Annotated in this window: 9 protein-coding genes; 5 read left to right on the top strand and 4 right to left on the bottom strand. The window is 68.9% G+C overall.

Annotated features, from left to right (window positions below):
- Window positions 1–742: 742 nt before the first annotated feature.
- Window positions 743–2,464: an ABC transporter ATP-binding protein gene (locus E3N94_RS02735; RefSeq protein ID WP_104100201.1), complete on the top strand. Its 1,722-nt coding sequence runs from the start codon at window positions 743–745 to the stop codon at window positions 2,462–2,464.
- Window positions 2,461–4,266, top strand: coding sequence for an ABC transporter ATP-binding protein (locus tag E3N94_RS02730; protein ID WP_104100193.1), 1,806 nt, complete (start codon window positions 2,461–2,463; stop codon window positions 4,264–4,266). The genes E3N94_RS02735 and E3N94_RS02730 overlap by 4 nt, the downstream gene beginning before the upstream one ends.
- A 28-nt stretch (window positions 4,267–4,294) precedes the next feature.
- On the opposite strand, the gene E3N94_RS02725 is transcribed toward E3N94_RS02730, so the two are convergent.
- The 3 genes from E3N94_RS02725 to E3N94_RS02715 form a co-directional block, all read right to left on the bottom strand.
- Window positions 4,295–4,741, bottom strand: a complete 447-nt coding sequence (locus E3N94_RS02725; protein ID WP_198411461.1) for a cytoplasmic protein — start codon at window positions 4,739–4,741, stop codon at window positions 4,295–4,297.
- 64 nt (window positions 4,742–4,805) lie between these two features.
- Window positions 4,806–5,126: an MGMT family protein gene (locus E3N94_RS02720; protein WP_104100192.1), complete on the bottom strand. Its 321-nt coding sequence runs from the start codon at window positions 5,124–5,126 to the stop codon at window positions 4,806–4,808.
- Window positions 5,127–5,136: 10 nt separating this feature from the next.
- Window positions 5,137–5,589 (bottom strand): GNAT family N-acetyltransferase, encoded by a 453-nt coding sequence (locus E3N94_RS02715; RefSeq protein ID WP_104100191.1) that lies wholly within the window; start codon window positions 5,587–5,589, stop codon window positions 5,137–5,139.
- A gap of 175 nt (window positions 5,590–5,764) precedes the next feature.
- Between E3N94_RS02715 and E3N94_RS02710 the strand changes: the two genes are divergently transcribed.
- From E3N94_RS02710 to E3N94_RS02700, 3 genes are all read left to right on the top strand, one after another.
- Window positions 5,765–6,979, top strand: coding sequence for an NADP-dependent isocitrate dehydrogenase (locus E3N94_RS02710; RefSeq protein ID WP_104100190.1), 1,215 nt, complete (start codon window positions 5,765–5,767; stop codon window positions 6,977–6,979).
- A 140-nt stretch (window positions 6,980–7,119) separates the two neighbouring features.
- Window positions 7,120–9,111, top strand: a complete 1,992-nt coding sequence (locus E3N94_RS02705; protein ID WP_134569728.1) for a heavy metal translocating P-type ATPase — start codon at window positions 7,120–7,122, stop codon at window positions 9,109–9,111.
- A gap of 172 nt (window positions 9,112–9,283) precedes the next feature.
- Window positions 9,284–12,373, top strand: a complete 3,090-nt coding sequence (locus tag E3N94_RS02700; protein ID WP_241977330.1) for a S8 family peptidase — start codon at window positions 9,284–9,286, stop codon at window positions 12,371–12,373.
- Here the strand turns inward: E3N94_RS02700 and E3N94_RS02695 are convergent.
- Window positions 12,370–12,488 (bottom strand): integrase core domain-containing protein (locus E3N94_RS02695; protein ID WP_166790036.1); only part of this gene is annotated, 119 nt, incomplete at its 5' end. The genes E3N94_RS02700 and E3N94_RS02695 overlap by 4 nt on opposite strands.

The raw sequence follows: 12,488 nt of genomic DNA, 5'->3' as shown, positions 1-12,488 counted from the left end.
GCCCGCGGTAGCCGCCCCGGGCGGCTCCCCGGTCGCTTCGCCGGCGCTGCGCGCGTGCTGCGCCGCTCCGCGCACGGCACGCCACGCGCGGGGCGGCGCATGACCGGCGCGCCGAATCCGAGCCACCCATCTCCGACTTCGAGAAGCTCGAGGGCTGCGTCACCTGCCTGAGCGTACGGGTGCGCTGAATCCCGATCCCCGAATTCGGCGCTTGCGCCCGAGGCCCCGGAACCGTAGTCTGAGAGGCTGCCTGATCAGGGGGGCACAGCTCAGACACCACGCGCTCAGGAGGCCGACATGACCAAGACAGCACCGTTCACGATCGCAACGTGTGCGAACGACGGCGCGCGCCTTGGCGCAGCCACCTCGTTCCCGCGCGCCGCTTAGCCTGCCCCCTCCCGCGATCTCCCGCCCCGCCTCGGGCCTGACCCCGGGCCGCTGACACCCAGCGACCGGCTCCGCCCCGCAGGCCGGCAGCCATGCTGCCCCCGGAAGCTACGGCTTCCACCCCCGCCGACCGACGTGCTCGTCGTCGGCCTCCCGGCGCCGCGCGCCGCCGTTCACTGGAACCAGACTCGTTCAGGACTCACTCGTGACCACGCTCACCGACCACAGCCATCCGCCCGACCCCGACCCCGCAGCGGGAACCGACCCCGTTGCCCTGCCCCGGAGGAACACCCTCCAGGTGCTGCTGCGCCTCTACCCCTTCGCCCGGCCGGCCCTGCCGCGGCTGGCCCTCGGCATGCTCGCCGCCCTGCTGGCGGCGCTTGTGGCGCTCACCATCCCGCAGGTGCTGCAGCGCCTCGTCGACGGGGCCCTGACTCAGCAGGACGCCGCCCAGATCTGGCCGGCCGTCATCGTGGTACTCGCCCTCGGCGTGATCGAGGCGGTGCTGATCGCACTGCGCCGCTGGTTCGTTCTCGGCCCCGGCACCCACATCGAGGCCCGGATGCGCAACGCGCTCTACGCCCGGCTGCAGGACCTCCCGGTCACATTCCACGACAAGTGGCCGAGCGGCCAACTGCTCTCCCGCGCCGTCAGCGACCTCAACCTGATCCGCCGCTGGATCTCGTTCGGCCTCGTGCTGCTCATCGTGAACGTCGTCACCGTTGTGATCGGCGCCGCCATCCTGGTGTCGATGAACTGGATCCTCGGCCTCATCTTCCTCGTCTGCTCCGTGCCGCTGTGGATCGTCGGCTACCTGTTCGAGGAGAAATACTCCGTCGTTGCGCGGCGCAGCCAGGACCAGGCCGGCGACCTCGCGACGGCCGTCGAGGAGTCGGTGCACGGCATCCGGGTGCTCAAGGCCTTCGGGCGCGGCAAGTTCGCGTTGAAGAATTTCTCCGACCAGGCCGAGAGCCTGCGCGGCACCGAGATCGAGAAGGCGCGCGCCATCGCCGGCATCTGGCTGTGGCTGCTGATGATCCCGGATGTGGCCTTCGCCCTCTGCCTCGTCGCCGGTGTCTGGCTGGCTGGCCAGGGCGAGTTCAGCGTGGGCGGGCTCGTGGCCTTCTTCGCCACGGCCACCGTGCTGCGCTGGCCGATCGAGTCGGTCGGGTTCCTGCTGTCGATGACCTTCGATGCCCGCACCGCGACCGACCGGTTCTTCGACGTGCTCGACGCGCCGAACGCCATCACCGACCCCGAGCATCCCGTCACCGTCGACCGGCCCCGCGGCCGCCTCGCGTTCGAGAACGTGCACTTCCGCTACCCCGACTCGCCGAGCCGCTTCCCGGACCTGCTCGACGGCGTGGACCTGGTGCTCGAACCGGGGGAGACCATGGCGCTCGTCGGTCTGACCGGCTCCGGCAAGTCCACCCTGACGGCGCTCACCACCCGCCTCTACGACGTGACGGAGGGGGCGGTGACCCTCGACGGGGTCGACGTGCGCTCCCTCGGCCGCGAGGAACTGCGTCGCCACCTGTCGATGGCGTTCGAGGATGCGACGCTGTTCTCGGCATCCGTGCGCGACAACGTGCTGCTCGGCCGTCCGGAGTGGGCCGAGCGCTCGCCCGAAGCGGATGCCGCACTCGAGGAGGCGCTCATGGTTGCCCAGGCCGGCTTCGCCCACGACCTCCCGGAGGGCGTGGACACGCTCGTCGGAGAGGAAGGGATGAGCCTCTCCGGCGGCCAGCGGCAGCGGATCGCGCTCGCGCGGGCGGTGGCGGCGAAACCCGCCGTGCTCGTGCTCGACGACCCGTTGTCGGCGCTCGACGTGAACACCGAGTCCCTTGTCGAAGCCGCGCTGCGCGAGGTGCTCTCCGCGACCACGGCGCTGATCGTGGCGCACCGGCCGTCCACCGTGATGCTCGCCGACCGGGTGGCGCTGCTCCAGAACGGGCGTGTCACCGCGATCGGACGGCACTCCGATCTACTCCGCGAGAGCGAACACTACAAGTTCGTCATCTCGAGCCTGGAAGACGAAGAACGACGAGAGTCCGCACGAGAGGAGGCGGCGCGATGACCGTCACCGGTGTCGAGGGCGAAGACCGCAGCAACTTCACCGCCGCGGAGAGCAAGCAGATCCGGGGCCGGTCGCTGCGCCTGCTCGGGTCGCTGCTGCACCCGGTGCGCTTTTCGGTCCTCGCGGCAATGCTGATCGTGGTCGTGTCCACGGCCGCGCAGGTGGCCGGCCCGGCCCTGATCGCGTTCGGGATCGACCGCGGTCTGCCCGCGCTGATGGAGCAGGACTGGGTGCCGCTGGCCGCCACGGGGGTGGTCTACCTCGCCACGGGTGTGGTCGGGGCCATCCTGATCGCCTGGTACACGATCATGTCGGCGCGGATCAGCCAGGCCGTGCTGATCGACCTGCGCAAGAGGGTTTTCCTGCACACGCAGCGGCTGAGCCTCGAATTCCACGAGTCGTACACCTCGGGGCGCATCATCTCCCGGCAGACCAGCGACCTCGACGCCATCCGGGAACTGCTGGATTCGGGCATCAACCAGCTCGTGCAGGGGCTGCTGTACATGGTGTTCACGGCGATCGCCCTGTTCCTGCTCGACGGTACGAGCGGGCTTGTCCTGCTCGCGTCGATCGTGCCGTTGGCGCTGCTCACCCGCTGGTTCCAGGTGCGCTCGCAAACGCTCTTCCGCCGGTCGAGAACGGCGTCGGCGAGCCTGATCGTGCAGTTCGTGGAGACCATGACCGGCATCCGTGCGGTCAAAGCCTTCCGGGCGGAGAAACGCAACGAGAAGGTGTTCGGCGAACTGGTCGAGGACTACCGCAAGGTGAATGAGCGGGTCATCCAGCTGTTCGGCATCTTCGATCCGGGTCTCGTGTTGATCGGGAACGTGGCCGTCGCGGTCGTTCTCCTGGTCGGCGGGTTCCGCGTCGTCGACGGCCAGCTCTATATCGGCGCGCTGCTCGCGGCCCTGCTCTACACCCGCCGGTTCTTCGACCCGATGGAGGAGATGGCGATGTTCTACAACTCCTACCAGTCGGCCGCCGCGGCGCTGGAGAAGATCTCCGGGGTGCTCGAGGAGCATCCCGGAGTGCCGGACCCGGTGACGCCGGTCGACCTCTGGGCGGCAAAGGGTGCGGTCTCGTTCGAGAACGTGCAATTCGAATACCAGAGCGACCGGGTCATCCTGCCGCAGTTCGACCTGACGATCCCGGCCGGGCAGACCATCGCCCTGGTTGGGTCGACCGGGGCCGGCAAGTCCACCCTGGCCAAGCTGATGGCGCGTTTCTACGACCCGTCGGTGGGTCAGGTGACCCTCGACGGCGTCGACCTGCGCGACCTGCACCCCAAGGACCTGCGCCGAGCGATCGTCATGGTCACCCAGGAGGCCTACCTGTTCAGCGGTTCGGTCGCCGACAACATTTCGATCGGCAAACCGGATGCGACGCCCGCCGAGATCGTGGCGGCGGCCCGAGCGGTCGGCGCGCACGACTTCATCGCGGGGCTGCCGAACGGGTACGACACCGACGTGAACAAGCGCGGCGGGCGCGTCTCCGCCGGGCAGAGGCAGCTGATCTCGTTCGCTCGGGCGTTCCTGGCCGACCCGGCGGTGCTCATCCTCGACGAGGCCACCTCGAGTCTGGACATCCCGAGTGAACGCCTCGTGCAGCAGGCGCTGCAGACACTGCTCGGGGGACGCACCGCCGTGATCATCGCGCATCGCCTATCGACTGTGGCGATCGCCGACCGGGTGCTCGTGATGGAGCACGGGCGCATCGTGGAGGACGGCACGCCCGACCACTTGATCGCCGGCACCGGCCGGTTCGCGCAGCTGCACGCCGCCTGGCGCGACTCGCTGGTGTGATCGGCGACGCGACTCGCGGCGCGAGCGGTTAGGCGAACCCCCAGGCCTTTTCCTCGTCGCTCGAGTCGTCGGAGAGCGGCGTGCCCGTCAGGGGGCGGTTGGAGGCGACCGGTCCGAGCGGGTGGTAGCTGGGATCCCGCGGGATCGCGGGCGATTCCTTGAGTTCGACGAAGATCGCGTGCGTCGGCGTGCGGCCGATGTTCACGCCGGCGTGCTCCTGGGCCGGCAGCCAGCGGGTCTCGCCGGCGGGCAGCTCGACGTCGATTTCGCGGCCCTCCGACGACAGGCGCCGGGCGTAGGCGCTGAGCGTGATCATGACGCTGTCGGGATGCTCGTGGGGATTGGTCTCATCGCCGGGAGCGTCGAGGAACTCGAGCACGCGAACGCGGTCGTTCTCAAGCAGTACTCGGTAGGCGCCCGGGTCGGTGACGACGGGATCGAGGGCGGTGTGTGCGGCTGTGCTTTCGCTGTCCATGAAAAACGGTAGCATCCGGCGCAGCCTCGAACCAAGCATTGCGGGCAACCCCGGGCGGTGATCGCTATGCGGGGCTCCAGCGCGCCGCCGCGTAATCGATGCGGTAGCCGTATGCCCCGGCCTTCAACGGGGTGCCCTCCGCGGTGTAGTGGGGGAGCGCGCGCTCCTCGTGCCCGATCGGCGGGCGTCCGCCGGCCCGGATCACACGCCACCAGGGCAGCGCGGTGCCGTGGCGCGCCATGATCTGCCCGACCAGGCGGGCTCCACGGGAGCCGAGCACGGCCGCGACATCACCGTAGGTCATCACGCGACCGGCCGGGATCGACTCCACGATTCCGAGAACGTGCGTGACGAAGGCAGGTTCCCGGGTGCCGGCATCCGTCATCGGCTGCGAGTCAGAGCTGCAATGCGCCGATAATCTCGCCGTAGACGGTTTGGCCGATGTCGCTGAAGCCCAGGCGGTGGAAGAACGACTCCGGCCCCTCTTCGCCGGGTTCCCAGATCACGGTGATGTGGTCGAAGCCGCGCTTGCGGGCCTCGGCGGCGAGTGCGTCTGCGGCGAACTTGCCGACACCCTTGCCCTGGGCCTCCGCGTCCACGTTGATGCGCCAGATGCAGGCACGGAATTCTTCGTGCGGTGAGTCGGGGTCAAAGTTTCCGTGAATGAAGCCGGCAACCTCGCCGTCCAGCAGAACGACGCGCTGCCAGGCGGTAGCAGGGTTGATGACGGACGCCGCGACCGCGTAGGAGACGGGGGCGATGAACTGCTCCTGACCCGGTTTCAGGCTCAGGCTGTTCGCCGCGACGATGTTGCGCGCGGACAGTTCTTCCAGTCGTAGTTCACCCATGCGAACAGGCTAACGTGCACCGGAGCCGGCCGGTAGTCGGGTTTTCGGACGACAGGGCGTGGGGGGTGGCCCCATCCGGAAGATCCGGAAACTGTCTCGATGTCAAGATAGTTACGTCGCTCCACTAGAATCGGTGTGGCTATTCTTGCCCCCCGATATTCTGAGGAGATTTCCATTGGCGAAGATCAAGGTTGAAGGCACTGTCGTCGAGCTCGACGGGGACGAGATGACCCGCATCATCTGGCACGCGATCAAGGAGACCTTGATCCACCCGTACCTCGACATCGACCTCGAGTATTACGACCTGTCGATCCAAAAGCGCGACGAGACCGACGACCAGATCACGATCGACTCGGCCCGCGCCATCCAGAAGCACGGCGTCGGCGTCAAGTGCGCGACCATCACGCCCGACGAGGCGCGCGTCGAGGAATTCGGCCTGAAGAAGATGTGGGCGTCGCCCAACGGCACCATCCGCAACATCCTCGGCGGCACCATCTTCCGCGAACCCATCATCATCTCGAACATCCCGCGCCTCGTGCCGGGCTGGAATAAGCCGATCATCATCGGCCGCCACGCGTTCGGCGACCAGTACAAGGCCACCAACTTCCGCTTCGAGGGCGAGGGCACGCTCAGCATGACCTTCACCCCGAAGGACGGCTCGGCCCCGCAAGAGTTCGAGGTATTCCAGGCCCCCGGCAGCGGCGTCGCGATGGGGATGTACAACCTCGACGACTCCATCCGCGACTTCGCCCGCGCGTCGTTGAACTACGGCCTCGAGCGCAAGTACCCGGTCTACCTGTCGACGAAGAACACGATCCTCAAGGCTTATGACGGCCGCTTCAAGGACATCTTCCAGGAAATCTTCGACGCCGAGTTCAAGGCCCGCTACGACGCGGCCGGCCTCAGCTACGAGCACCGCCTGATCGACGACATGGTCGCCTCTGCCATGAAGTGGGAGGGCGGTTACGTCTGGGCCTGCAAGAACTACGACGGCGACGTGCAGTCGGACACCGTCGCGCAGGGCTTCGGCTCGCTCGGCCTGATGACCAGCGTGCTCTCCACGCCTGACGGCAAGGTCGTCGAGGCCGAGGCCGCGCACGGCACCGTGACGCGCCACTACCGCCAGCACCAGCAGGGCAAGGCCACCTCGACCAACCCGATCGCCTCGATCTATGCCTGGACCCGCGGCCTCGCGCACCGCGCCAAGCTTGACGGGAACCCGGCGCTCGCCGAGTTCGCCAACACGCTCGAAGACGTGGTCATCAAGACCGTCGAGAGCGGCAAGATGACCAAGGACCTCGCGCTTCTCGTGGGCCCGGAGCAGGCCTTCCAGACGACCGAGGAGTTCCTCGCGGCCATCGCGGAGAACCTCCAGGCCCGCATGGCCTAACCCGCAGCGACAGGGTGGCAGTCTCACCCCCCCCCGGGTGAGGCTGCCGCCCTTTTTTAGGCGTTTTTCCGGGTTTTCCCGGCCCTGAGGGGAGGCTTTCCTTGCTGGCGGTGGCCGGCGAGTGAGGCAAGAATATGACCATGTCGTCTCTGGTCGCCGCCGTTCGTCGTTACCCGCTCGTCGCCACGACCGTGCTGCTCGGGCTCATCGGCGCGGTGCTCGCCCTGGGCGGTCAGACGGATGCCGTGCGCTGGCTGTTCAGTGGATTCGGCCTGCTGGTCGCCGGTTACGAAACGATCGGCATGGTACGACGGCTGCTGGGCGGCACCCTCGGTGTCGACGTGCTCGCGATCACGGCCATCGTCGCCACGGTGCTGGTGGGCGAATACGTGGCCACCCTGATCATCGTGCTGATGCTCACCGGAGGCGCGGCCCTCGAAGACTTCGCCGTGAACCGGGCCAAGCGCGAGCTCGACGCCCTGCTCCGGCGGGCCCCGCAGATCGCGCACCGGCTCGGCGCCGGCGCCGGCACCGGCACCGGCACCGATACCGATACCGATACCGATACCGATACCGATACCGATACCGATACCGATACCGATACCGATACCGGAAACGGAAACGGCGAGGTCGAGGACGTGCCGGCCACCGACGTGCGGCCGGGCGACCTGCTTCTCGTTCGCCCTGCCGAGATCGTGCCGGTCGACGGCGCTCTGGTCTCAGTCAGCGCAGTCTTCGACGAGTCCTCGCTCACCGGGGAGAGCCTCCCGGTCGAGCGCGAAGCCGGCGACGCCGTGCTCAGCGGGTCGATCAACGGCCAGGCTGCCGCCACCATCCGAGCCACCGCGACCGCCGCGGACAGCCAGTACCAGCAGATCATCGCGCTGGTCGAAGAGGCATCGGCCAGCAAGGCCCCCGTGGTGCGCCTGGCGGACCGCTACGCCGTGCCGTTCACTGCGGTCTCGCTCTCGATCGCCGCCCTGGCCTGGATCGTCAGCGGCGACCCGGCCCGGTTTGCCGAGGTGCTGGTGGTGGCGACCCCCTGCCCACTCCTGATCTCCGCACCGGTCGCCTTCATGGGCGGCATGAGCCGGGCCGCCCGCAACGGCATCATCGTTAAGGGCGGTGGGGTGCTCGAAATGCTCTCTCGGGCCAAAACCGTGGTCTTCGACAAGACCGGCACGCTCACCCACGGCAGCCCCACCATCGCCCGCGTGCTTCCCGAGCCCGGCTTCGACGAGGACGAGTTGCTCGTACTCGCCGCGTCCGCGGAGCAGTACTCGTCGCACGTGCTCGCGGCATCCGTGATCGCGGCGGCCCGGACCCGCGGGCTGGAGCTGATCGGGTCGGAGACCGCGAACGAGGTTCCCGCGCACGGCGTCGTGGCCCGGCTGGGCGCCCGCGAGGTCACCGTGGGCAAGCTGTCGTTCATCCGGGAACGGGCGACGGATGCCGTGGCCGCCCCGATCGAGGGCGGCGAACTGGCCATCTACATCGCCGTCGACGGGCGCTTCGCCGGCAGCATCGTCGCCAGTGACACGCTGCGGGAGAACGCACCGCAGACTCTGGCGGATCTGCGGGCGCTCGGCCTGCGGGACACCGTGATGCTCACCGGCGACGCTCGGCCCACCGCCGAGCACATCGCGGCGCTGGTGGGGATCGAGCAGGTGCAGGCGGACTGCCTGCCCGCCGACAAGGTCAACGCCGTGCGTGGCCTGGCCCACCGCCCGGTGATCATGGTCGGCGACGGGGTGAACGACGCACCCGTGCTGGCCGTCGCCGACGTCGGTATCGCCATGGGAGCCCGCGGGGCCACGGCCGCGAGCGAATCGGCCGACGTCGTCATCCTGATCGACGACCTGACCCGCGCGGCCCGCGCGGTCGCGATCGGCCAGGACACCATCCGGATCGCGCTGCAGAGCATCTGGCTCGGCATCGCTCTGAGCCTCGGCCTGATGGTCCTGGCCGCGTTCGGCTTCATTCCCGCCACCGCGGGAGCACTATTGCAGGAATTCGTCGACCTGGCCACGATCCTGAACGCGTTGCGGGCGATCGGCGGCCGCCGGGACGCCTCGGTGCAGGCCCAGATCGCCGCTCGCAAGCCGGCGGCGGCCGGCGCGCTGAGTCGCTGAGTCGCTGAGTCGCTGAGTCGCTGAGTCGCGTCACCCTACTGTGCTGGATGCCCCCAGTTCAGGTGTCAACGCGTGCAAGTTGCACAGTCTGAGGTCGAATTCAGCTAGCTTCAAGTTCATGTGCCTCCGTTGGGGGTCAACCTTTCGTCGTTGAACGGATTGGATGATGCACGTGAACTCACGAAATCGGCATTTCTCACCCTGGGACCTCGACCCCCGGCCGCCGCGCGCACTGTGTAGGGCCACCGCGGTGGCCCTGACCGTCGGGCTGGTGGCTACCGCGGCCCTCGTCGGCGGCACCGTCGCAGCCGGCGCCGCACCGCAGCAGGCTCCGCGGTTGGCCATTGAAAAACCGGCCACCGCCTTCGAGGCCGGCCGCTACGTCGTCACGCTGGCCGCCAGCGCGGTCGCCGCCTACTCCGGCGGCGTCGCCGGTTTCGACGCCACCAAGCCGGCCCCGGGCCGGCAGCTCGACGCGAGCTCGAAGAACGCGACCGCTTACGCCGCGCACCTCGCAACCGAGCAGAGAAGGGTCGCCGCGGCCGCCGGGGTGAGCGTCAGCGTCTCCTACACGACCGCACTCAACGGATTCGCCGCCGAACTCACCGCGGTCCAGGCCGCCGCACTCTCCGCGAACCGAGAGGTTCTCGCCGTCGAGAAGGACGCGATCCGCCGGGTCACGGCGCAGTCCTCGACCGACTTCCTCGGGCTCGGTGACGCCGCCGGCGTCGGCGGGGTCTGGGACGCGGTCGGCGGCGTTGACGCGGCCGGCGCCGGCGTCGTCGTCGGTATCATCGACACCGGCATCGCCCCGGAGAACGGGTCCTTCGCCGGCGACCCCCTCGGCACCGATCTCGGCGACGCTCCGTTTCGCACGGCCGACGGCGGCATCCGCTTCGGCAAGTCCGACGGCGGCACCTTCACCGGCGCCTGCGTCGTGGGTGTGCAGTTCACCGCAGACGACTGCAGCACCAAAATCGTCGGTGCCCGGTACTACGTCGACGGGTTCGGCGCCTCCCGGATCGGTGCCGAAAGCGTCGGCGAATACCTTTCGCCGCGCGACGGCGACGGCCACGGCTCACACACCGGCGGCACCGCAGCCGGCAACCACGCCGTCGGCGCGTCGGTCGGTGGCATCGACTTCGGCACCATCTCGGGCGTTGCGCCCGCGGCGAAGATCGCCGCGTACAAGGTCTGCTGGTCCGGCCCCGACCCGGTCAGCCAGGACGACGACGGATGCGCCACCAGCGACCTCCTCTCGGCGATCGACCAGGCCACGGCCGACGGTGTCGACGTGATCAACTTCTCGATCGGCGGCGGTGCGGCCCAGACCACGGTCTCCGCCACCGACGTCGCCTTCCTGGGCGCGGCATCCGCCGGCATCTTCGTGGCGGCGTCGGCCGGTAACGCCGGTCCCGACGCCTCCACGCTCGATAACGCGTCGCCGTGGATCACCACCGTGGCGGCCAGCACCATTCCGAGCTACGAGGCCACCGCCACCCTCGGCAGCGGCCCTGCCTATGGCGGCGGCTCGATCACGGTCCCTGCCGTCGGCGTGACCGGTGCGCTGGTGCGCGGTGACCTCGTCGCCGCCCGGCGCGGAACAGACCCCTTGCTCTGCGGGCCGAACTCGCTCGACCCGGCCAAGGTGACCGGCACGATCGTGTTCTGTCAGCGCGGCGTCTATGACCGGGTCGCCAAGTCCGTCGAGGTGAAGCGTGCCGGGGGTATCGGCATGGTGCTGGTGAACAAGACGGCCAGCTCGCTCGACCTCGACCAGCACGCGGTGCCGACGGTGCACCTCAACGCCGAAGCGTTCGCCACGGCCTTCGCCTACGCAGGCACCGCCGGGGCGACCGTGACCCTCACGCCGGGCAATGCGCTCGGGACCACTCCGCCCGCCCCGCAGGTCGCCGGGTTCTCCTCGCGCGGACCGATACTTGCCGACGGCAGTGACATCATCAAGCCGGACGTCTCGGCGCCCGGGGTTGCGATTCTCGCCGGCGGTGCCAACGCTGCGGGCGCGGCAGGCACGTACCAGTTCCTGTCCGGAACGTCGATGTCGTCGCCGCACGTGGCGGGCCTTGCCGCCCTCTACCTGGGCCAGACGCCGAGCGCGAGCCCGGCCGAGGTGAAATCGGCCTTCATGACCACCGCCTACAACACGGTCACCGGCTCCGGCGCTGCCGTGACCGACCCGTTTCTGCAGGGCGCCGGCCACATCGACCCGACGAAGTTCTTCAGACCGGGACTCGTCTACCTGAACGGGGAGAGCGACTGGATGTCCTACATCAAGGGCGCCGGCTACACCGGGGGCGGCCTGGACGCCGTCACCGCGGTCGACCCGTCGAACCTCAACCTGGCCTCGATCGGCATCGGTTCGCTCACCCGGCCGGAGACGATCACCCGCACGGTGACGTCGACCCAGGCGGGCACCTTCGACGCCTCTGTGTCCGGCCTCGCCGGCATCGACGTGACGATCGAGCCGTCCACGCTGACCTTCGGCGCGGCAGGGGAGACTCAGTCCTACACGGCGACGTTCTCCCGAACGGATGCGCCCGTCGACACGTTCGCGACCGGCTCGCTCAGCTGGACCAGCGGCGCGACCGTCGTGCACAGCCCGGTGGCGGTCAAGCCCGTCACCCTCGAGTCGCCGATCACCGCCGACGGAACCGGTCTGGCCGGCTCCGTCGGCATCCGCGTGACGCCCGGCACGACCTCCGACATCCCCCTGGCGACCGACGGCCTCGCGGCCGGCGTGCTGCTCAGAGAGAAGAAGGGCGGCCCGGGCAAGGCCTACACCGGAACGGGGCTCCCCGGAACGGAGATCGTCTTCACCGTGCAGGTTCCGGCGGGAACGGTGTTGCAGCGCTTCGACCTTGATTCACTAACCGACGCCGCCGACCTTGACCTGGTGGTCAACCGATTGAGCGGCAAGGGCGGCACGCCGATCGAAGGCTGGCAGTCGGCCACGGCGGCGACGGACGAACACGTCGACCTGCTGAACCCGACGGCCGGGTACTACCAGGTTGTCGCGTCGGTCTTCAGTGGCACCGACCGGTACGACCTGACCACCTTCACGGTCGCGCCGGGTGCCGGCGCCGGAGCGTTCACCGTTGCCCCGAACCCTCTCCCGGGAGTGCAGGGCGTTGAAGCGACCTACACGGCCTCGTGGAGTGGTCTGGCCGCGGGCACGGATTACCTCGGGCTGGTGCGCTACGGCGACACTGGCTTCTCGACGGTCGTGGCGGTGGAGAACTAGCTGTTGTTCCCACTGACGTTGTGAGCACGGTTGATGGGTGATTTGCCGCCGATGCCGGTATGGGGTCTGTGGTGATTGTAGCTATGGATCCAGTCTTGGTAGGTGGCTGCTCGGG

Origin of the sequence: Cryobacterium sp. Sr3 (assembly GCF_004402835.1) — a bacterium.
Lineage (GTDB): Bacteria > Actinomycetota > Actinomycetes > Actinomycetales > Microbacteriaceae > Cryobacterium > Cryobacterium sandaracinum.
The sequence above is the reverse complement of the archived record's forward strand: the minus strand, read 5'-3'. Positions and strand labels throughout refer to the sequence as shown.

What these genes read in the sequence shown, in the direction of transcription:
- E3N94_RS02725 (WP_198411461.1), bottom strand. Translation starts at nt 4,741, where the DNA reads ATGGACAGCGAAAGCACAGCCGCACACACCGCCCTCGATCCCGTCGTC.
- E3N94_RS02715 (WP_104100191.1), bottom strand. Translation starts at nt 5,589, where the DNA reads ATGGGTGAACTACGACTGGAAGAACTGTCCGCGCGCAACATCGTCGCG.
- E3N94_RS02735 (WP_104100201.1), top strand. Translation starts at nt 743, where the DNA reads ATGCTCGCCGCCCTGCTGGCGGCGCTTGTGGCGCTCACCATCCCGCAG.
- E3N94_RS02730 (WP_104100193.1), top strand. Translation starts at nt 2,461, where the DNA reads ATGACCGTCACCGGTGTCGAGGGCGAAGACCGCAGCAACTTCACCGCC.
- E3N94_RS02705 (WP_134569728.1), top strand. Translation starts at nt 7,120, where the DNA reads ATGTCGTCTCTGGTCGCCGCCGTTCGTCGTTACCCGCTCGTCGCCACG.
- E3N94_RS02720 (WP_104100192.1), bottom strand. Translation starts at nt 5,126, where the DNA reads ATGACGGATGCCGGCACCCGGGAACCTGCCTTCGTCACGCACGTTCTC.